This window comes from Rhizobium sp. ERR 1071 (assembly GCF_007828675.1).
In the GTDB taxonomy this organism is placed as follows: Bacteria; Pseudomonadota; Alphaproteobacteria; order Rhizobiales; family Rhizobiaceae; genus Rhizobium; species Rhizobium dioscoreae.
Genome location: NZ_VITM01000001.1, coordinates 457573 through 478686, shown reverse-complemented (window position 1 = coordinate 478686; position 21114 = coordinate 457573). Strand labels below are relative to the sequence as shown.

Annotated in this window: 22 protein-coding genes; 17 read left to right on the top strand and 5 right to left on the bottom strand. The window is 59.1% G+C overall.

The annotated features are described in order from the left end of the window. Positions 1-187: 187 nt before the first annotated feature. Positions 188-973 (top strand): alpha/beta fold hydrolase, encoded by a 786-nt coding sequence (locus FBZ99_RS02385; RefSeq protein WP_113352603.1) that lies wholly within the window; start codon positions 188-190, stop codon positions 971-973. Between the two features lies 1 nt (position 974). Here the strand turns inward: FBZ99_RS02385 and FBZ99_RS02380 are convergent, their stop codons facing one another. Then, positions 975-1775: an enoyl-CoA hydratase-related protein gene (locus FBZ99_RS02380; RefSeq protein ID WP_145631286.1), complete on the bottom strand. Its 801-nt coding sequence runs from the start codon at positions 1773-1775 to the stop codon at positions 975-977. A gap of 76 nt (positions 1776-1851) precedes the next feature. Between FBZ99_RS02380 and cysE the strand changes: the two genes are divergently transcribed. From cysE to clpA, 5 genes are all read left to right on the top strand, one after another. Beyond that, positions 1852-2715: a serine O-acetyltransferase gene (cysE, locus tag FBZ99_RS02375; protein ID WP_113333704.1), complete on the top strand. Its 864-nt coding sequence runs from the start codon at positions 1852-1854 to the stop codon at positions 2713-2715. A 124-nt stretch (positions 2716-2839) separates the two neighbouring features. Further along, entirely contained in the window at positions 2840-3043 is a 204-nt protein-coding gene (locus tag FBZ99_RS02370) for a DUF3126 family protein (protein ID WP_015339784.1), read from the top strand. 352 nt (positions 3044-3395) lie between these two features. Next, complete coding sequence (locus FBZ99_RS02365) at positions 3396-3761, top strand: phasin family protein (protein ID WP_069612075.1); 366 nt, start codon at positions 3396-3398, stop codon at positions 3759-3761. Between the two features lie 286 nt (positions 3762-4047). Further along, positions 4048-4401 carry an ATP-dependent Clp protease adapter ClpS gene (gene clpS, locus FBZ99_RS02360; protein WP_145631798.1) on the top strand — a complete coding sequence of 118 codons (354 nt, stop codon included), beginning with the start codon at positions 4048-4050 and terminating at the stop codon, positions 4399-4401. A gap of 10 nt (positions 4402-4411) precedes the next feature. Next, the gene (gene clpA / locus FBZ99_RS02355; RefSeq protein ID WP_113352601.1) at positions 4412-6946 is read left to right on the top strand and encodes an ATP-dependent Clp protease ATP-binding subunit ClpA; all 2535 of its coding nucleotides are present in this window, start codon (positions 4412-4414) and stop codon (positions 6944-6946) included. A gap of 108 nt (positions 6947-7054) precedes the next feature. Here the strand turns inward: clpA and FBZ99_RS02350 are convergent, their stop codons facing one another. The 4 genes from FBZ99_RS02350 to FBZ99_RS02335 all read right to left on the bottom strand — a co-directional run bounded on the left by FBZ99_RS02350 (position 7055) and on the right by FBZ99_RS02335 (position 10022). After that, complete coding sequence (locus FBZ99_RS02350) at positions 7055-7483, bottom strand: HIT family protein (RefSeq protein ID WP_113352600.1); 429 nt, start codon at positions 7481-7483, stop codon at positions 7055-7057. Positions 7484-7524: 41 nt separating this feature from the next. After that, entirely contained in the window at positions 7525-8712 is a 1188-nt protein-coding gene (locus FBZ99_RS02345) for a GNAT family N-acetyltransferase (protein WP_113352599.1), read from the bottom strand. A 123-nt stretch (positions 8713-8835) separates the two neighbouring features. Beyond that, positions 8836-9555: a glycerophosphodiester phosphodiesterase gene (locus FBZ99_RS02340; protein WP_112721370.1), complete on the bottom strand. Its 720-nt coding sequence runs from the start codon at positions 9553-9555 to the stop codon at positions 8836-8838. After that, a complete protein-coding gene (locus FBZ99_RS02335) occupies positions 9555-10022 on the bottom strand; it encodes a RidA family protein (protein ID WP_092715564.1) in 468 nt (155 codons plus the stop codon). The genes FBZ99_RS02340 and FBZ99_RS02335 overlap by 1 nt, the downstream gene beginning before the upstream one ends. A 135-nt stretch (positions 10023-10157) precedes the next feature. Between FBZ99_RS02335 and FBZ99_RS02330 the strand changes: the two genes are divergently transcribed. From FBZ99_RS02330 to FBZ99_RS02280, 11 genes are all read left to right on the top strand, one after another. Further along, the gene (locus FBZ99_RS02330) at positions 10158-10985 is read left to right on the top strand and encodes a cell envelope integrity EipB family protein (RefSeq protein ID WP_113333708.1); all 828 of its coding nucleotides are present in this window, start codon (positions 10158-10160) and stop codon (positions 10983-10985) included. Between the two features lie 203 nt (positions 10986-11188). Further along, positions 11189-12268 carry a toxic anion resistance protein gene (locus FBZ99_RS02325; protein ID WP_113352598.1) on the top strand — a complete coding sequence of 360 codons (1080 nt, stop codon included), beginning with the start codon at positions 11189-11191 and terminating at the stop codon, positions 12266-12268. Between the two features lie 4 nt (positions 12269-12272). Further along, positions 12273-13847 carry a VWA domain-containing protein gene (locus FBZ99_RS02320; protein ID WP_113352597.1) on the top strand — a complete coding sequence of 525 codons (1575 nt, stop codon included), beginning with the start codon at positions 12273-12275 and terminating at the stop codon, positions 13845-13847. 106 nt (positions 13848-13953) lie between these two features. Continuing rightward, positions 13954-14571, top strand: a complete 618-nt coding sequence (locus FBZ99_RS02315; RefSeq protein ID WP_113352596.1) for a 5-bromo-4-chloroindolyl phosphate hydrolysis family protein — start codon at positions 13954-13956, stop codon at positions 14569-14571. Further along, complete coding sequence (locus FBZ99_RS02310; protein WP_113352595.1) at positions 14571-15677, top strand: substrate-binding domain-containing protein; 1107 nt, start codon at positions 14571-14573, stop codon at positions 15675-15677. The genes FBZ99_RS02315 and FBZ99_RS02310 overlap by 1 nt, the downstream gene beginning before the upstream one ends. A gap of 189 nt (positions 15678-15866) precedes the next feature. Next, on the top strand, positions 15867-16634 hold the full coding sequence (gene rpsB, locus FBZ99_RS02305; protein ID WP_047633284.1) for a 30S ribosomal protein S2: 768 nt from the start codon (positions 15867-15869) through the stop codon (positions 16632-16634). Between the two features lie 272 nt (positions 16635-16906). Next, entirely contained in the window at positions 16907-17833 is a 927-nt protein-coding gene (gene tsf / locus FBZ99_RS02300) for a translation elongation factor Ts (protein ID WP_069612087.1), read from the top strand. A gap of 238 nt (positions 17834-18071) precedes the next feature. Continuing rightward, positions 18072-18791, top strand: a complete 720-nt coding sequence (pyrH, locus tag FBZ99_RS02295; RefSeq protein ID WP_069612088.1) for a UMP kinase — start codon at positions 18072-18074, stop codon at positions 18789-18791. Positions 18792-18847: 56 nt separating this feature from the next. Further along, a complete protein-coding gene (gene frr, locus FBZ99_RS02290) occupies positions 18848-19408 on the top strand; it encodes a ribosome recycling factor (RefSeq protein ID WP_095434804.1) in 561 nt (186 codons plus the stop codon). Between the two features lie 67 nt (positions 19409-19475). Next, positions 19476-20264, top strand: a complete 789-nt coding sequence (locus tag FBZ99_RS02285; protein WP_267904002.1) for an isoprenyl transferase — start codon at positions 19476-19478, stop codon at positions 20262-20264. Then, entirely contained in the window at positions 20264-21097 is an 834-nt protein-coding gene (locus tag FBZ99_RS02280) for a phosphatidate cytidylyltransferase (protein ID WP_113352593.1), read from the top strand. The genes FBZ99_RS02285 and FBZ99_RS02280 overlap by 1 nt, the downstream gene beginning before the upstream one ends. Positions 21098-21114 lie beyond the last annotated feature (17 nt).

Genomic DNA, 21114 nt, shown 5'->3' with positions numbered 1-21114 from the left:
GCGTCTTGCCTTAAGCGGCATGATGGTTGCGCCAGACTTGGTCGCCCCTCTTTATAATCCTTCTTCCCGATTGTGTAGTGCGAAAGTCCGGCTTGAGGCAGAGATTTTCGCAGGCATAGGGTTCATTTGATATCGCCGATAAAATATGGTCCGGCGCCAACAGGACCCAGTTTGTGAAGACGACGCCATGAATCTCAATGCTCCCCCGATGTCCTATTTTATCAGAGACGGATTGAAGCTTGCCTTTTTCGATGATGGCGATCCGAGCGGCCCGCCGGTGCTGCTGATTCATGGCTTCGCTTCAACGGCGATTGCCAACTGGGTCAATCCGGGCTGGCTGAAGACGCTCGGCGAGGCAGGCTATCGCGTGATCGCCATCGACAACCGTGGCCACGGCTCGAGCGACAAGCTCTATGATGCCGATGTCTACCATCCGTGGATCATGGCAGAGGATGCCGTCGCCCTTCTCGATCATCTGGGCATCCCCGAGGCGCATGTCATGGGCTATTCCATGGGTGCGCGTGTTTCGACCTTTATGGCGATCGCTCATCCGGATCGCGTCCGCTCGCTGGTTCTCGGCGGTCTCGGCATCGGCATGGTCGAGGGCGTCGGCGATTGGGATCCAATTGCGGATGCACTGGTGGCACCATCGCTCGATGATGTCACCCATGCACGCGGGCGCATGTTCCGCGCCTTTGCCGAACAGACGAAAAGCGATCGGCAGGCGCTGGCCGCCTGCATCCAAGGCTCACGCGATCTGGCGTCAAGGGAGGATGTGGCAAGGATCGAGGCGCCGACTCTGATCGCCGTCGGCACCAAGGACGATATCGCCGGCTCGGGCCAGGAGCTGGCCGCATTGATGCCGAACGCCGAGGCCATCGACATACCGAACCGCGATCACATGCTCGCCGTCGGCGACAAGATCTTCAAAGCGGCGGTTCTCGAATTCTATCAGCGCCTCGGCCAGCGCTAAGTCACTTGCCGGTGAAGTGTGGTTTCCGTCGCTCTGCAAAGGCAACGCGGCCCTCGGCATAATCGGCGCTGTCGAACGTCTCGGCGCCGATCACTTCCGCTTCGCGCAGCAGATCGCCGTTCTGCTCGATGACGGCGCGGATCGCAAGTTTCGAGGCATGCAGCGCGATCGGTGCATTGGCGGCGATGGCATGGGCGAGGGCGGAGACTTCGCCATCGAATGCCTCTGCGTCGATTTCCTCCAGAAGAAAGCCGGCGGCAACCATCTTCTCGCCAGACATGGGTGCGCCGGTAAACAGCGTGACCTTGGCCATCTGCGCTCCGAGCGCGTTGACGATGTCCTGCACGGCGTCGGCGGGATAGGCGATGCCGAGGCGGACGGCGGGGACGCAGAATCGCGCGCCTCGTTCGGCTATGCGAAGATCGCAGGCCGCTGCCAAGCCGAAGCCGCCGCCATAGCAAATGCCGCGGATTGCGGCGATTGTCGGCACGCGGCAGTGACGGATAGCCTCGAAAGCCTGGCTGTTCAGCGCCTCATAGGCGACCGCGGTCTCGGAATTCTTGCGCACGCTGTCGAATTCGCTGATATCGGCGCCGGCTGAAAAATCCGCGCCCGCGCCGTGCAGAACAATGACATGCGCATGGGCTTCATCGGTCAGGATGCGCACGGCTTGCGGGAGGGCACGCCACATGGCAGCCGTCACGGCATTCTTTCTGCCAGGATTGCCGATGGCGATCGTACCGATCGCGTCGCTGCATGTCGCGCGAATGAGACCGCCGGCAAAGTCATGCTCGAAATTCATGCGCGATCAACCCATTTGTCTTGTCTGGCTTTTATTCTATATAATGCACCCCTGACAGAAAATCGGGAGACCGCCAATGGTCGCAGCAACGGATATTCGCCAGGTTGAAGGCTTGGGCGCAGTGAAGGTCATGGACCCGATCTGGGACAGCATGCGCGAGGAAGCACGCGCCGCTGCCGAAAAGGATCCCCTCCTTGCCGCCTTCCTCTATTCGACGATCATCAACCATCGTTCGCTGGAAGAATGCGTCATCTATCGCATCTGCGAGCGCCTCGACCATCCGGATATGCAGGCTATTCTCCTGAGGCAGACTTTTGAGGAAATGCTCGCCGACTGGCCGGAATGGGGATCGATTCTGCGTGTCGATATCCAGGCAGTCTATGATCGCGATCCCGCTTGCTTGCGGTTCCTGGAGCCTGTCCTCTATTTCAAGGGTTTCCATGCGTTACAGACACATCGGTTGGCGCACTGGCTGCATAATCGCGGTCGCCGCGATTTCGCGCTTTATCTGCAGAGTCGCTCCTCCAGCGTCTTCCAGACCGATATCAACCCGGCGGCGCGCATCGGCAAGGGCATATTCCTTGATCATGCGACCGGCCTCGTCGTGGGCGAGACGGCCGTCATCGGCGACAACGTCTCCATCCTGCATGGGGTCACGCTCGGCGGTACCGGCAAGGAAGGCAGCGACCGCCATCCGAAGATCGCCCACGGCGTCCTGATCGGTGCGGGGGCCAAGATTCTCGGCAATATCCAGGTCGGCCATTGCTCGCGCATTGCCGCCGGCTCCGTGGTGCTGAAGGAGGTGCCCGCCAAGACGACCGTTGCCGGCGTTCCGGCCAAGGTGGTCGGAGAAGCAGGGTGCTCCGAGCCCTCTCGCTCGATGGATCAGCTGCTCGCCGAGCAATTGATCGTTGACCAGATCATGGGTGCAGGAATCTAGGAAATTCCAGTCCGATTTTCCGAGGCTTGCGCTGTCGCCGGATAGCTATGCGCGGTTCCGGTCTTTACACCGCCGCTTTTCCTATGCAAGAAGCGGCCAACAGAGATCCTCACGGAGAAGCATTGTGAAGCCCGAAGAAATCAAGAAGCTCGACGCCTATTTCAAGCGCACGTTCAACCCGCAGGTCGTGGTGAAGGCCCGCCCGCGCAAGAACGATTCTGCGGAAGTCTACCTCGGCGAAGAGTTTCTGGGTGTCGTCTATATCGACGACGAAGATGGCGACCGCTCCTATAATTTCTCGATGGCTATTCTGGACGTCGATCTCTGATTATATCGATCTCGTATAGTGATCGAATATTTGGGCCGTATTTCATTGAAATGCGGCCTTTTTCTTTGACGTTTGTCAATTTGATCATTCCGCTGCCGTTCTGATCTCTTTCGGCTTCTTTCTGTCCAAATGCCAATATTTTAATCAAAGCCTGTGGTTGCAGGGGGGATGATATATATTAGGAAAAACAGAATGATGCGGCGCACTCATCACTATCGACACCGCGCCGTCATCCAAAATGCAACCGAAAGGTGATATTGCGTCGCACAAGACTACTTGACTAATTGTGCGCCGCATTTAACCTTTATCCCTGTAAACCGGCCGCCGGCCGGCCAACAAGGGACGGAGAAGCATGTTCAATTTCGATGAAGCGAACAAGAAGGGCAAGGAAGCCATGGACACGGCGCTGAAGAGCTATTCCGATGTCACCAAGGGCTTTCAGGCGATTGCTGCCGAAGCCGCTGAATACTCCAAGAAGTCTTTCCAGGATGGTGTTGCACACTTCGAAACGCTCGCCGGCGTCAAGAGCTTCGAAGCTGCCTTCGAACTGCAGAGCAGCTATGTGAAGTCTTCCTATGAAAACTTCATTGCCGAAGCCACTAAGCTCGGCGAAATGTATGCCGATCTCGCCAAGGTGGCCTACAAGCCTTACGAAGCGCCCGTCGCGGCTGCAACGAAGGCTGCCAGCAAGGCAGCGGCAACGGCGACCGCCGCTTAAACTTTCGCCGAAAGGCAAAATTTCCGGAAGGACCGACTGCGCGACGCGCGGCCGGTCTTTTGCGTTTTGGCGCACCGGACCCGACATGGCGATATGCAGCGACTTTTTTGACCGCAGCCCCCTTTGTCAGCGAATTGTGATTGCAGTGTCCCGCAAGGGGCTTAAAATCACGCCAATATGAACTAAGTTAGAGGTTCGGATATCCGGCCCGACCAAGTGAAGAATCCAATCCAGTGCCAAGTCGGAATGCGATAGCTTCTGCCGGATGATTTGAGGAATGAATGAAATGATCGCTGAGCCGATCCGGATGCAAAACAATAGCGAAAGGAACGGGGACAACGGAAATCGCGGGACCTCGGTGATTACGCGCACCAAGCCCAAAACCAAGAAACCCAATCTATACCGCGTGCTGCTTCTGAATGATGACTATACGCCCATGGACTTTGTGATCCATATCCTGGAGCGTTTCTTTCAAAAGGATCTCGAAAGTGCCACCCGCATCATGCTTCATGTCCACAACCACGGCGTGGGCGAGTGCGGGGTATATACATATGAAGTAGCCGAAACGAAGGTGAGCCAGGTGATGGACTTTGCCCGGCAGCACCAGCATCCGCTGCAATGTGTTATGGAAAAGAAGTGAGGATCTGAACGTGCCAACATTTTCGCCTAGTCTTGAGAAGGCGCTGCATCAGGCACTGACCTACGCGAACGAGCGGCATCACGAGTATGCCACGCTGGAACATCTGCTTTTGGCGCTGGTAGACGACGCCGATGCCGCAGCTGTCATGGGCGCGTGCAATGTTGATCTCGACGCGCTCCGTAAGACTCTGACTGAATACGTCGATAATGAACTCTCCAACCTGGTCACGGGCTACGATGAGGACTCGAAGCCGACTTCCGGCTTCCAGCGTGTCATCCAGCGCGCCGTGATCCATGTGCAATCTTCCGGCCGCGAGGAAGTGACGGGCGCCAACGTCCTCGTCGCGATTTTCGCGGAGCGGGAAAGCCATGCTGCCTTCTTCCTGCAGGAGCAGGAAATGACCCGCTATGACGCGGTCAACTATATCTCTCACGGCATCGGCAAGCGCCCGGGTTCCTCCCAGACCCGCACGCCGCGCGGCGCCGAGGAAAGCGAATCCGAAAGCAAGCCGACCTCCCGCGGCGAGCAGGAGGAGGGTAATGGCAAGAAGCAGCAGGACGCCCTGAAGGCCTATTGCGTCAACCTCAATGAGAAGGCCAAGAACGGCAAGATCGATCCGTTGATCGGTCGTAACTCCGAGGTCAATCGCACCATCCAGGTGCTGTGCCGCCGCTCGAAGAACAATCCGCTCTATGTCGGCGACCCTGGCGTGGGCAAGACGGCGATTGCCGAAGGTCTTGCCAAGCGCATCGTTGAGGGCAAGGTTCCCGAAGCGCTGGCCGATGCGACGATCTTTTCGCTCGATATGGGCACGCTGCTCGCCGGCACCCGTTATCGCGGCGACTTCGAGGAACGCCTGAAGCAGGTCGTCAAGGAGCTCGAGGAGTATCCGGGCGCCGTGCTGTTCATCGATGAGATCCACACCGTCATCGGTGCGGGCGCCACCTCCGGCGGCGCGATGGATGCGTCGAACCTGCTGAAGCCGGCCCTTTCCTCGGGTGCGATCCGTTGCATCGGTTCGACCACCTACAAGGAATACCGCCAGTTCTTCGAGAAGGACCGGGCGCTCGTCCGCCGCTTCCAGAAGATCGACGTCAACGAGCCGAGCATTGAGGATGCCATCGAAATCATGAAGGGCCTGAAGCCCTATTTCGAAGAGTATCACCACCTGCGCTACTCGAACGACGCCATCAAGACGGCTGTCGAGCTGTCGGCTCGCTATATCTCCGACCGCAAGCTGCCGGATAAGGCGATCGACGTGATCGACGAGACGGGTGCCGCCCAGATGCTGCTGCCGCCGTCCAAGCGCCGCAAGCTGATCACCGAAAAGGAGATCGAAGCGACGATTGCGACCATGGCCCGCATTCCGCCGAAGACGGTGTCCAAGGATGACGAGATGGTTCTCGCCAACCTCGAACAGGAACTGCGTTCGGTCGTCTACGGCCAGGATACGGCGATCGAAGCACTTTCGACCTCGATCAAGCTGGCACGTGCGGGCCTGCGCGAACCGAACAAGCCGATCGGCTGCTACGTCTTCTCCGGCCCCACCGGCGTCGGCAAGACCGAAGTCGCCAAGCAGCTTGCCTCGTCGCTCGGCGTCGAACTGCTGCGCTTCGACATGTCGGAATATATGGAGCGTCACACGGTTTCCCGTCTGCTCGGTGCACCTCCCGGCTATGTCGGCTTCGACCAGGGTGGCCTGCTGACCGACGGCGTCGATCAGCATCCGCACAGCGTGGTTCTGCTCGACGAAATCGAGAAGGCGCATCCGGATATCTTCAATATCCTGCTGCAGGTCATGGACCATGGCGCGCTGACCGACCACAACGGCAAGAAGATCGATTTCCGCAACGTCATCCTGATCATGACGACCAATGCGGGCGCTTCGGAAATGGCCAAGGCCGCCATCGGCTTCGGCTCGTCCAAGCGTACGGGCGAGGATGAAGAGGCGCTGAATCGCCTGTTCACACCGGAATTCCGCAACCGTCTGGATGCGGTCATTCCCTTCGCGCCGTTGCCGACGACCGTTATCCACAAGGTCGTGCAGAAGTTCATCATGCAGCTGGAAGCGCAGCTTTCCGAACGGAACGTGACCTTCGACCTGCACGAGGACGCCATCGCCTGGCTGTCCGAGAAGGGTTACGACGACAAGATGGGCGCCCGTCCGCTGGCGCGCGTCATCCAGGAAAACATCAAGAAGCCGCTGGCGAACGAAATCCTCTTCGGCAAGCTGAAGAAGGGCGGCGTGGTCAACGTCACAGTCGGCAAGAAGGAGGACGGCTCGACCGGCATCTTGCTCGAGGCGATCGCCGACACCGCTCCGATCCGGCCGAAGCCGGAAGCCGAAGTAGGTGATGTGCCGGCTGAGGTGGAAGAGGATGACGGCGACGTCACCGTCAAGGCCAGAAGCCGCGTCGGCAGGGCTGCGACGGCAGCCGACAGCCGCCGCTCGGCCAAGGCCTCGCCTTCGAGCGAAAGCGGCGAGTCTGACGGCAAGTCACCGCGCAAGGGCGGAGGCACGGTTCCGAAGGTTCCGCGCAAGTAATCACCGATCGGTGATTTGAGGAAAAATGAAACGGCTGCATTGGAGACAATGCAGCTGTTTTTATATGGTTATAAGGAATACCTCATAAATGAGATGAGGTTGCCGGGATCAAGCCAAGGCTTCCATGATCTTTCTAGCGTTTTCCGCCAATACAGCGCCGTCTTCCATCTTGCCCGAATGCGGCTTCAACGCCACGCCCTCAAGGCGCGGGATAACGTGGAAATGCAGATGGAAAACGGTCTGCCCCGCAGGCGGCTCGTTAAACTGCGCGATATAGACGCCGTCGGCATCAAAGGCTTCCCGAACGGCGACAGCGATCTTCTGCACCACAGTGATTGCCTGCTGCAATGCAGCCGGGTCGGCATCAAAAATATTGCGCGAGGGTGCCTTCGGCACGACAAGCGTATGGCCAGGCGACTGCGGCATCACATCCATGAAGGCGACCGTGTGCTCATCCTCGTAGACGCGATAGGAAGGAATATCGCCCTTCAGGATCTTTGCGAAGATATTATTGTCGTCATAGGCGGGGATGGTCATCCGGTATCTCCTCGTCTTGCGTTTATGGTTATCCCATACGGCTAGATATCTTGCCGTTCGCCTTTGCGGAAGGGGCTGTGCTCGGTGAGAATTTCACTCATCTCCTCTACCTGTTCCCGCTCATGCTTCAGATAGTCCGCAACGGCGCGCCGCAGGCCCTGATGGCCAATGTAATGCGCCGAATGCGTGATCACCGGAAGATAGCCGCGCGCCAGCTTGTGCTCGCCCTGCGCCCCGGCTTCCACCCGCTTCAGCCCCTTGCTCAGCGCAAAATCGATTGCCTGGTGATAACAGACCTCGAAATGCAGGAAGGGATGATCCTCGATGCAGCCCCAATGGCGGCCGTAAAGCGTTTCGCCCCCGATGAAGTTGATGGCGCCCGCGATATAACGTCCTTCGCGCTTGGCCATGACGAGCAGAATGTCGTCGGGCATGCGCTCGCCGATCAGCGAATAGAATTTTCGGGTGAGATAGGGGCGGCCCCATTTGCGGCTGCCGGTATCCATGTAGAAGGCAAAGAACTGGTCCCATATGCCTTCCGTCAGGTCGCTGCCGGTCAGCCAGTCGATGGTGATACCACGCTCGACCGCCGCGCGCCGTTCCTTCTTAAGCGCCTTGCGTTTACGCGATGCCAGCGTCTCCAGAAAGGCGTCGTGATCGGCATAGCCCTCGTTGATAAAGTGAAATTGCTGATCGGTACGATGCAGATAGCCGTCGCCTTCGAAGACCGAGGCTTCCTCTTCAGGCAGAAAGGTGATGTGCGCTGAGGAGACGCCGAGCTGCCGGGTGACTTCCTTCAGGCTTTCGGCGAGCGCCGGCTGCAGCACGTTTCGATCCTGCCCCTCGGCCACCAGCAGCCGCGGCCCGGTGGCGGGCGTGAAGGGAATGGAGCATTGCAGTTTCGGATAATAGCGTCCGCCGGCACGCTCGAAGGCATCGGCCCAGCCATGGTCGAAGACATATTCGCCCTGGCTATGGCTCTTGAGGTAGCCGGCGACGGCACCAAGCAATTCGCCGCTTTCGGTTTCCAGCAGCAGGTGATTGCCGAGCCAGCCGGTCTTGTCGGTGGCGGAACCGGACTCCTCAAGCGATGAGAGGAAGGCGTGCGAGACAAAGGGATTGTAGGGCAGGACGCTGCCGGTTCTGGACGCTCCGGCCAGCTTCGACCAGCTCTCCGGGGCGATATTCTTGAAGGATCGTTCGACTCGAATGGATAATTCGTCTGTCATCAAACTCTTGCGCTTGAAAGGAAAGAAGGGGCTCTCACCGCCGCGCCATCCGCCCGAAGGTCGCACTGTCGGCGCAGCGGCAATTTGGGTATGCGCAAAGCCTCTTCTTCAATCGATGCCGATTTACGAGGCCAGGCGCGGATCAAAACCTTCGAAGGTCATCTGGTCTGCATTGGCAAATGTATGTTTGCGGGCCGCTTCGTCGCGCACGGTCCAGGTGATGACCGGAATACCGCGCTGGCGTTGCGCCGTAACAAAGGGGTTCGGCAGGTGGCCGTAGAAGTACGAGATGAAGTCTAGCCCAAGATGCATGGCTTCGTCATGCTGAAAAAACGTCTCAGGCTTGTTTCCTTCAGCCGTCAGTCCGACAGGGTAGGGCGCTTCCAGCGCCTTGAGGTCCTTGAGCAGCCAATGATCGAAGCTCATCAGCGCCACATGCCCCTTGTAGCCTTCCAGCACTTCGAGCACGGATTCGGCAAAGCCATCGTCATCGCCTTCGCGCCCTTTCAGCTCCAGCACGAGCGGCACCTTGCCGTCGCAGAGCCGCAGGAGCTGCTTCAGCGTCGGGATCTTGTCCTTGGTACCGCCGACCGACAGCAGCCCGAGCTCGGCCGAGGTGCGTTCGCGCACTTCGCCCGGCAGATTGCAGACGCGCTGGAGGTCGTCGTCATGAAAGACCACCGGAACGCCGTCGGAGGCGTAGTGCAGGTCGCACTCGATGGCAAAGCCCGCCTCGATGGCGCGGCTGAAGGCGGAGAGTGTATTTTCCCAGACTTCCTTGTTCATGTCATGATAGCCGCGGTGAGCGACTGGACGCTCGGTCAACCAGGCAAGCTTGCTCATTATGCAATTTCCAGAATGGCATCGATTTCAACGGCGGCATTGAGCGGCAGGGCGGCCATGCCGACGGCGGCGCGGGCATGCTTGCCGGCTTCGCCAAGCACGTTTGCCAGAAGATTGGATGCGCCGTTGATCACAAGGTGTTGTTCGACGAAATCGGGCGTCGAGGCGACGAAGCCGTTGAGCTTGATCAGCCGCTTGATCCGGCCGAGATCGCCGCCGAGGGCAGCTTTCGCCTGGGCGAGAATATTGATGGCACAAAGCTCGGCCGCCCGCTGCCCGCCGGCAACATCGACATCCTTGCCGAGATGACCCGTGACGCCGATCTTGCCGTTTTCCATCGGCAGCTGTCCCGACAGGTAGAGAAGATTGCCGCTGATGACATAGGGAACGTAGTTGGCGGCCGGTGCTGCAGCTTGCGGCAGAACGATGCCGAGTTCCTTCAGGCGGCCCTCGATAGCGTCGGACATTATTCATCTCCCGTTTTGTTGTAAAAACTTCAAAAATCCGGCATCAAGACTAAATTCGGTCACTTAGGATCGGCAGCCTCGTTCAGCCGAAAGCGTTCTTATAACATCGCGTGCGAGTCCAACAGGAGATAATGAATGTTCCGCTCGAGTCTTGCTGCTACCGTCGTTTCGGGCCTGAGCATTCTGTCACTGGGAACCTCGGCAGCCCATGCTGCCGGTCCGAGCGGGCTGATCGCGCATCGCGCCGTCTATGATCTTGAACTGAAGGATGCCTCCGATCGCTCCGGCATCTCCGGCATGGTCGGCCGCATGGTCTATGAGTTCGAAGGCTCCGATTGCACCGGATTCACCACCAATTTCCGCTTCGTGACGAAGATCGATACGGGGGACTCAACGCGCGTCAGCGACCAGCAGACGACGACCTTCGAGGATCTCGGCAAGCGGCTGTTCCGCTTCGAGACCAAGTCCTATACTGACAGCCAGCTCGACAAGGATGTGCGCGGCGCCGCAAGCGACGACCAGAAGGGCATCAAGGTCGACCTCACCCAGCCGCAGAACAAGCAGGTCCAGATCATCGAGAGCCGTTTCCCGACGGAGCACATGCTCGACATCATCCACAACGCCAAGCTCGGCAAGAACTTTTTCGAGGCGCAGGTTTTCGACGGTTCCGACGATGGGGACAAGCCGCTGATCGCCACCACCGTCGTCGGCAAGGAACAGACGCCGGCGACCGATGATCCCGATGCCGACAAGGCTGGCGCCTTCTCCAAGACGCCTTTTTGGCCGGTGACCGTGGCTTATTTCAACGAAAAGTCCACCGGCGACGCCATGCCCGTCTACCGGATGTCCTTCAAGCTCTACGAAAACGGTATCACGCGCGACCTCACCATGGATTATGGTGACTTCGTGCTGACCGGCAAGCTCACCAAGCTTGAAGTTCTCGGTACGAAGGCGTGCCAATAGACTCTCGTTCAACGTGCAAAACCTCTGTCATAAAACTGTGATCCAAGTTTCACTATTGTGTGAAACGATCGACACGCAGAAGTAAGTGCATATTCCCTCTGCTTCGATCTGAAATTGTAGTGGGGCGCGCGAGGGCATCGTCTTGGGGCGATTGGCAATTTTTGCGGTCGGCTCCCGAGTCTATGGACGAGAAAGCACGACCTATGAGCAATACCGGTATCTCCACGAGTTCCAATAACACGCTGCCGGTCGTCACGGCCGATCCGGCGGAAATCGCCCGCATCGGCGACAGCATAGATCTGACCGACAGGGCCGGCATTTCCGTCTATGGCGACCGTGCCCAGCAGGCCGTTTCCGATTATTCCGATCGTATCCTGCGCGAGGTGCGCAACCGCGATCTCGGCGAAGTCGGCAAGTTGCTGACCGATATCATCGTCAAGTCGAAGAAGCTCGATCCTGCCTCGTTGAAGGACGAGGGCTTCCTATCGCGGATGTTTTCCTCGTTCAGGGCGAAGCTGGAGCGTTTCAAGGAGCAGTTCGAGGACGTGGCTGGCCAGATCGACCGCATCGGACTGGAGCTTGATCGCCACAAAGACATTCTGCGCCGCGATATCGCTCTCCTCGATGACCTGCATGAGGAGACCAAGCAATCCATCGTACAGCTCGACGCCTATGTGCAGGCTGGAAAGACGTTTGCCGAGCGCTTCCGCGCGACGGAGCTTCCCCGGCTGAAAAGTGCCGCTGATGCGGCTTCGGCCAATCCCGGCGGCGGCATGCTGGAAGCGCAGGTCTATCAGGACAGCCTCCAGGCTCTCGACCGGTTGGAAAAGCGGGTCTTCTACCTGCAGCAGGCGCGCCAACTCGGCATTCAGCAATTGCCGCAGATCCGTATCGTTCAGGCCGGTGACGAAACCCTGATCGAGAACCTGCAGGCGACGTCGGCACTGACCGTGCCGGCCTGGAAGCAGAAGATGGTGATCCTGCTGGGCCTGACCCAGCAGAAGTCCGCGCTCGAACTGCAGAGGACCGTCACCGACGCCACCAACGACATGATCCGCCAGGCATCGAAAATGATGAAGGATCAGGCGATTGCCATAGAACAGCAATCGCAGCGCGGTATCGTCGACATCGACACGCTTGCTGCCGCCAACCGCGATCTGATCGACACGATCGGTGGCGTCCTGAAGGTGCAGGAGGATGGCCGCGCCAAGCGGGCCGAGGCCGAGCAGCGAATGCAGAAAATGACCATTGAGCTCAAGAAGGCGATGATCGAGGCGCGGTGAACCCATGGCAATCCGCACTTTTGCTACCGCGCTGACGCTGGCAGGCACACTCCTGTTGAGCAGCTGCAATGTCGGCGAGCAGGTCTCGAAATTCTCGATCATTTCCGGTTCTGAAAACACCGTCCTGCAGCCGATCGTCGAAGAGTTCTGCAAGGAGAAGAAGGCGACTTGCAGCTTCAGCTATGAGGGTACGCTGGATATCGGTCTGGCACTCCAGAGCGAACAGGGCGTCGAACAGGATGCCGTCTGGCCGGCGTCGAGCGTCTGGGTCGATATGTTCGACACCAAGCGTCGCGTGAAGTCGCTGACATCGGTCGCGCAGATGCCTGTTATTCTCGGCGTGCGCAAATCCAAAGCCGAGGCGCTCGGCTGGGTCGGCAAGCCGGTCTATATGAAGGACATACTGGCGGCAGTGAAAAGCGGTTCGCTGAAGTTTCTCATGACATCGGCCACGCAATCCAATTCCGGCGCCAGTGCCTATCTTGCCATGCTGTCGAGTGCGCTCGGCAACAAACCGGTGATAGAGCCGGGCGATCTCGACAAGCCGGATGTCCAGAGCACGGTTCGCGCGCTGCTTGGCGGTGTGGAGCGTTCTTCGGGCTCGTCGGGCTGGCTTGCAGATCTCTATACCGACTCCGCCGGCAAGGGTGTGCTTTACGACGCCATGTGGAATTACGAAGCGATTCTGAAGGAAACCAATGACAAGCTTGCCGGCATGGGCAAGGAGCCACTCTATGCCATCTACCCCGCCGATGGCGTCGTCGTCGCCGATTCGCCTATCGGCTTTGTCGATCATGGGCGAGGGCAGGAGCTCGAGACCTTCTTCAACCAGCTCGTCGACTATCTGCGTTCCGCGCCAGTGCAGAAACGCATTGCCGATACGGGTCGCCGCATCCCGCTCTCCGATATTGCCGCCAAGCCGGACCTGACTTGGAATTTCGATCCGACCCGGATCGTGACGGCCATCCGCATGCCGGAGCCTGCCATGATCCGCCAGGCGCTTGATCTTTATCAGGTGGCGCTGCGCAAGCCTTCGCTGACGGCTCTCTGCCTCGATTTTTCCGGCTCGATGGCGGGCAAGGGCGAAGAACAGCTTCAGGCGGCCATGCAATTCCTGTTCAACCCGGAAGAAACAGGCAAGGTCCTGGCGCAATGGACGCCAGCCGATCGCATCCTGGTCATTCCCTTTGACGCCAATGTGCGCACCACGATCGAGGCGACCGGGAGGCCCGATCAGCAAAAGATGTTGGTCGAAAGGGTCTCGCGTCAGCATGCGGGTGGAGGTACTGATATGTATGCCTGTGCGAGCAAGGCGCTCGACTGGATGAAGTCGACGCAAGAGCTGTCATCCTACTTGCCCGCGATCGTCATCATGACGGATGGAAAATCCGATGATGGCAATGGCTATTTCATGAGCCGCTGGGCATCTGTAAGCCCGCATGTGCCAGTGTTCGGCATCACCTTCGGCGATGCCGACAAGCGGCAGCTCGATGCCCTCGCGCAGGAGACCTCGGCGCGCGTCTTCGACGGCCGTGGTGATCTGGTCAGCGCATTCCGGGCGGTGCGCGGCTATAACTAGAGCATTTCTGTTCTGACCGGAGTCACAGAAATGCTCTATCTCTTTCTTTTCACGCAATTCCAGCCAAACCGCTTCGCGCTTTTGCTGGAATTGCTCTAGGACGATAATGCGCAATTGGTTCGGCAATGACTGGAATTGGATCGTGGCGGGGCTTGCCGCCGCGATCGTCGTTCCCGTGCTCAGCTTTCTTGCCGGCATGCCGATATGGATTGCCGCCATCATCGGTCTTTTGGTCTTCGTCGGCCTGATTTTCGTCCTTGCACCTAAGCGCATGTTCGAGGGGCTGGATGCGAAGGCGATCGGCAGGGGGCGTCTGGAGTTCGCCCGCGACCTGTTGAGCACGGCTGCTCCCGCGGCCGAAAGGCTGGAAGCATCGGCCAACCAGATCGGCAGCAAGGATGTGGCAAAACGGGTGCGGCATCTGGCGGAGATCGCCGCGGACGTCTTTGCGAAGGTGGAAGCCAATCCGGAAAGCGCCGGCACCGTCAGGCGGTTCCTCAGCTACTATCTGCCGCGGGCCGCGGAGGTGGCGGAGGGCTTTGCCGTCATCGAAGCGAAACGCCAGCCGGATGTTGCGCGCCTTCAGGAGGTCGGTCTCGTTCTGACCAAACTGGAAGATGCTTTCGTACACTATTCCGACAGCCTGATCGAAGACAGGCTCGATACGCTTGATACGGAGCTGCGCCTCATACAGGCCTCACTCAAAGAGGATATAGGACGCTGATGGCCATTTCTCGCCGCGCTTTTGGAGTAGGGCTTCTTGCCGCCGGTGTCGCAGGGACCGGAGGCTATTTCGCCGTCAAGGACAGGCCGGAGCTGCAGGGGCTGCTCGGCAACAGCAGCAAGCTCTTCGGCTTCATCGGCGGCGAGAAGGAGGCATTCCTTGCCGATGCCGACGTGGTATCGGCACTGCACAGTCATGGCCTTGAGATCAACAGCCGCGTCGCAGGCTCCGTGGAAATGGTGCGGGAGCAGGCGCTTCTGTCGCAGAATCCCGCCTTCCTCTGGCCATCCTCGTCGATCATGGTCGATATCGCCCGGCAGAATAGCATTAAGATCCGCAACGACCGCGTCATCCTCAACACGCCCGTCGTCGTCTATTCCTGGCAGCCGGTCGTCGATGGATTGACCAAGGCGGGGCTCGTCAACACGACGCCGGAGGGGCAGCACCAGCTTGATCTCAAGGCGCTGCTGGATGCCGTGCTTGCCGGCACGAACTGGTCGAAGCTCGGTGTCAACTCGCTCTATGGCCAGGCCCGAATCGTGTCGACCGATCCGAATCGCTCCAATTCCGGCTTCATGTTTTCCGGCCTGGTGCTCAGCCTCCTGAGCGGCAACGTCGCAGGCCCGGACGCTCTGGCGCAGTTCGGGGACAAGGCCCAGGCGATCTTCCGCAACATGGGTTTCAAGTCGTCTTCGTCGGGCAAGTTGTTCGAACAGTATCTCGCGGGCGGCATTGGCGGCGAACCGATGATCGTCGGCTATGAGAATCAGCTGGTGGAATGGATCATCGCCGATCCGCAGCGTTGGAAGAGAGTTCAGGCGAGCAACAGCGCCAAGCCCGTCGTGCTCTATCCGCATCCAACCGTCTATTCCGCGCATCCGTTGATCGCGATCGACGAACAGGTCGATCGCATGATCGAAGCTCTCGTCAGCCCGCGATTGCAGGAGCTCGCCTGGACCAGGCACGGTTTCCGCGGACCGCTCGGCACCGCGACCGGCGATGCCGACAATGCCATCGCCGGCCTGCTGCCGGCCGAGATCGATGCCGTATTGCCTATGCCGGATGCCAATGTCATGCTGGCGCTTCTTGATAAATTGGCCAGCTGAGGGCATGGCGAGATTGCTTTTTTGATCCAAAAGCCTTGCATTGCAAGCGAATCGCAGGTATGGGCACCCGCATTCCACACGTAAGGCATGGGATTGTCCGGGAGAAATCCGGATTTTTCCGCCCGGTGGCATTCTCGAAGAGGATGCTGTTCGCCTTGCGGAGGTTCAACCGGAAAAGGATACAAAGGCATGGCATTGCCCGATTTTTCTATGCGCCAGCTTCTCGAAGCAGGTGTTCACTTCGGTCACCAGACGCACCGCTGGAACCCGAAGATGAAGCCGTACATTTTCGGCGATCGTAACAACATCCACATCATCGACCTCGCCCAGACGGTTCCGATGCTGAGCCGCGCTCTGCAGGTTGTCAGCGACACCGTTGCTCGCGGCGGCCGCGTCCTGTTCGTCGGCACCAAGCGCCAGGCGTCCGAACTGATCGCCGACAGCGCGAAGCGTTCGGCTCAGTACTACGTCAACGCCCGCTGGCTCGGCGGCATGATGACTAACTGGAAGACGATCTCCAACTCGATCCAGCGCCTGCGCAAGCTCGACGAAATCCTCTCCGGCGAAGCCCAGGGCTTCACCAAGAAGGAGCGTCTGAACCTCGAGCGCGAGCGCGAAAAGCTCGACAAGGCCCTCGGCGGTATCAAGGACATGGGCGGCACGCCGGACCTGATGTTCATCATCGACACCAACAAGGAAAAGATCGCAATCGACGAAGCCAAGCGCCTCGGCATCCCGGTCGTCGCCATCATCGACTCGAACTGCGATCCGGACCTGATCGACTATCCGATCCCGGGCAACGACGACGCCTCGCGCGCCATCGCTCTTTACTGCGACCTGATCTCGCGTGCTGCCATCGACGGTATCGCTCGCCAGCAGAGCGCATCGGGCCGTGACCTCGGCGCTTCCGAAGAAGCTCCGGTCGAGCCGACCCTGGCGGACGGCACCGAAGCCTGATCGCGCCAAGTGGCGGGCAGAAGATTGCCCGCCCAAGCGCATTGATATCCGGGATAAGGCCGTTTGCGACTTCAAGAAGTTCGAGCGGCCTTATCGCGTTTTTGATAACGCCTCGCCTGGGCGGAAAATCCAGGCATGTTCCAATCAAGAATTCCACAGTATGACGCGGTTTCATAACGCTGTCATACTTACGGGTACATTTCGTCCCTCAAATCGGTGCCGCTTCGGCTCAAGCCGTTTGCCGCACCGTATGAACCGACAAGAGGAAGCTTATGACCGAGATTACGGCTGCACTGGTGAAAGAACTGCGCGAAAAGTCTGGCGCAGGCATGATGGACTGCAAGAAGGCGCTGACCGAGACGAACGGCGATATCGAAGCCGCGATCGACTGGCTGCGCGCCAAGGGCATCTCCAAGGCCGACAAGAAGTCCGGCCGCACCGCCGCTGAAGGCCTGATCGCCATTGCCGGCGCTGGTCACAAGGCCGTTGTTGTCGAGCTCAACTCCGAAACCGACTTCGTTGCCCGTAACGATGCCTTCCAGGACCTCGCTCGCGGCATTGCCGAAGTTGCGCTGTCCACCGACGGTACCGTTGAAGCCATTTCGGCTGCGACCTATCCCGCATCCGGCAAGCCGGTCGCCGACGCCATCAAGGACGCGATTGCTACCATCGGCGAGAACATGACGCTCCGTCGTGCCGCCAAGCTGGAAGTCGAGCATGGCGTTGTGGCGACCTACATCCATAACGCTGCTGGCGACGGTATCGGCAAGCTCGGCGTTCTGGTCGCCCTGAAGTCGGTCGGTGACAAGGCTGTTCTGACCTCGATCGGCCGCCAGATCGCCATGCACATCGCTGCTACGAACCCGCTGGCTATCCGCGCCGAAGAAGTCGACGCAGCCGTCGCCGAGCGCGAACGCAACGTCTTCATCGAACAGTCCCGCGAATCCGGCAAGCCGGAAGCCATCATCGAAAAGATGGTCGAAGGCCGTATGCGCAAGTTCTTCGAGGAAGTCGCTCTTCTCTCGCAGGCTTTCGTCATCAATCCGGACCTGACGGTCGGTGCTGCCCTCAAGGAAGCTGAAAAGACCGCCGGCGCCCCGATCGAAATCACCGGCATGGCCCGCCTGCTGCTCGGCGAAGGCGTCGAGAAGGAAGAAAGTGACTTCGCCGCAGAAGTTGCGGCTGTCGCCAAAGGCTGATCTGAGGATTTCCAGGAAAATTGCGTAGCGGTTTTCCGTTCGGAATGCGTAAGGAAACAAAACGATAGGGCTTTTCCGCAATTTGAAGAGGTGCGGAAAAGCACGGTCGAAAAGAGACATATCTCGGTTTGGTGAAACCATATCAGGGAAAACGGATGGGCATCGCGTGACAACGCGGTGCCCTTCGTGTATCCGGCTTTCACAATCATTCCCCCGGTGATCACTTCAAGGAGCTACGATGTCCCAGCCGATCTACAAGCGCGTGTTGCTCAAGGCCTCTGGTGAAGCTCTGATGGGCAGCCAGGGTTTTGGTATCGATGTCACCGTCGCCGACCGGATTGCCGGTGATATCGCACAGGCGCGCGCCATGGGTGTCGAAGTCGGCGTCGTAGTCGGCGGCGGCAATATCTTCCGCGGGGTAGCCGTGGCTTCCAAGGGCGGTGACCGCGTGACCGGCGACCATATGGGCATGCTGGGCACCGTCATCAATGCGCTGGCGCTGGCGACCTCGCTGCGCAAGCTCAATATCGATACCGTCGTGCTCTCGGCCATCTCCATGCCGGAAATCTGCGAAAGCTTCTCGCAACGCGCCACGCTCTACCACCTCTCGCTCGGCCGCGTGGTCATCTTCGCCGGTGGCACCGGCAATCCGTTTTTCACGACGGATTCTGCAGCTGCGCTGCGTGCCGCCGAAATGGGCGCTGAAGCGATCTTTAAGGGAACGCAGGTCGATGGCATCTATTCCGCCGATCCGAAGAAGTTCCCCGATGCCGAACGCTTCGATCATCTGACCCATAGTCAGGTGCTCGAAAAGGGGCTGGCCGTCATGGACGTCGCCGCCGTGGCGCTTGCACGCGAAAACTCCATTCCGATCGTCGTCTTCTCCATACACGAGAAGGGCGGCTTTGCGGAAATCTTGACCGGCGGCGGCCGCAAGACCATCGTATCAGACAACTGACATTCCTGTGACGCCGGGTCAGCCCCGGTGTCGCCTCATTACAGGGGAGTATAGACATGAGTGAAGCCAGCGATCTCAAGGAACTGAAGCGCCGCATGGATGGCGCCATTGCGGCATTCAAGAGCGACATAGCCTCACTGCGCACCGGGCGCGCATCCGCCAACATCCTCGATCCTGTGACGATCGAAGCCTACGGCTCGCGCATGCCGCTGAACCAGGTGGCCAATATCACCGTGCCGGAGCCGCGCATGCTGACTGTGTCGGTGTGGGACAAATCGATGGTCAGCGCTGTCGAGCGCGCCATCCGCGAATCCAATCTCGGCCTCAATCCGATCGTCGATGGCCAGAACCTGCGCATCCCGCTGCCGGAACTCAACGAAGAGCGTCGCCGTTCGCTGGTGAAGGTCGCGCATGAATATGCCGAAAAGGCGAAGGTGGCGATTCGCCACGTGCGCCGTGATGGCATGGATGGCCTCAAAAAGGCCGAAAAGGATGGCGTAATCGGTCAGGACGAGAGCCGCTCTCTCTCTGAACGTGTGCAGAAGATGACGGATGAGACGATTTCGGAAATCGACCGCTTGCTAGCCGACAAAGAAAAGGAAATCATGCACGTCTGATCGCATGCTGGGGAGTGTCGCGCTTTCGATTTTCGCAATATTGAAAGCGGTGGCTGCGCCCTAGATTATGAGGCCAGAGCATCTTTCCGCCGAACGAAACCGGACCCATATGTCAGCTCCTACGTTCTCTGTCGTACCTGAACACGTTGCCATCATCATGGATGGCAACGGACGCTGGGCCAATGCGCGCGGTCTGCCGCGCACCATGGGCCACCGCAAGGGCGTGGAGGCGGTTCGGGAGACGGTGCGGGCTGCCGGCGATATCGGCATAAAATATCTGACGCTGTTCGCCTTCTCCTCGGAGAACTGGCGCCGGCCCGAGGCGGAGGTGAGCGATCTCCTCGGCCTCCTCAAGGCCTTCATCCGGAGGGACCTTGCCGAGCTTCATCGCCAGAATGTGCGCATCCGCGTCATCGGCGATCGCAGCGGCCTGCGTGGCGATATCCTGCCCTTGCTGCTCGAGGCAGAGGAGACCACTAGGAACAACACGGCCCTGACGCTGATCATTGCCTTCAACTATGGCTCGCGTGACGAAATCACGCGTGCCTTCGTAAGTCTTGCCAAGGATGTCGAAGCCGGAAGGCTGCGCCCGCAGGACATTACTTCGGACCTGGTCGATGCCCGTCTCGACACGGCCGGTATTCCCGATCCGGATCTCATCATTCGCACGAGCGGCGAAGAGCGGCTCTCGAATTTCCTGCTCTGGCAGGCCGCTTATTCGGAGTTCATGTTCGTGCCGGACTACTGGCCCGATTTCAGCCGCGAGCTCTTCTTCTCGGCGTTGGAGAAATATGCTGCGCGCGACCGGCGTTTTGGCGGCCTTTCCGCCAAGCAGGCGGCGGCCGTGGGGTCTTGATGAGCCGCGAACTCAGGCTGCGCATTATTTCCGGCATCATTCTCGCCGCCATCGTTCTTGCTGCCACCTGGTATGGCGGCTCAGGCTTTCGTCTGCTGGCCGCCGTGATCGGTCTGCTCGTCTATTATGAATGGTCGACGATATCGGATCTGCATGGCCGCGATCCTCAGGGAAACGCGCTCGGCTGGCTTGGGCTCGTATTGATCGCCGGTGCGACGGCTTTAAGCGAATCCGTCTACTCCATCGAGGTTCTGGCCGCCTTCGTTGCTGTTACCGCGATCATGGTCGCCATACGTGGAAAGAGCTGGTGGCTGCCGGGCGGCATATTCTATTCCGGATTGACGGCAATTGCCCTTGCCGAGATCCGTGATGACGATTTTCGCGGCTTCGTGCTGATGCTGTTCGTCTTTGCCACGGTATGGGCGACGGACATCTTTGCCTATTTCGTCGGCCGCGCTATCGGGGGGCCGAAGCTTGCGCCGAGCATATCGCCGGGCAAGACCTGGTCGGGCGCCATCGGCGGTGCTATCGCGGCCGTCATCGCGGGAACGGCGGTCGTGTGGAGCTTCTTTTCAGCCGAAGACCTGTGGATTCCTCTTCTTGCCCTGGTGCTTTCCGTCTGCAGTCAGATTGGTGACCTGTTCGAATCGTTCGTCAAGCGCAAGTTTGGTGTGAAAGACTCGAGCCATCTGATTCCCGGACATGGCGGCGTCATGGATCGGGTCGATGGACTAATTTTTGCTTGTTTTGCAGCGTTTTTGTTGGCTATCGTAATAACGCTGACAATGAGCGGCGAGACCTTTTCATTGGGTGGCGTTCTGCTCGGGGTCTGATACTGGAGCAATTCCAG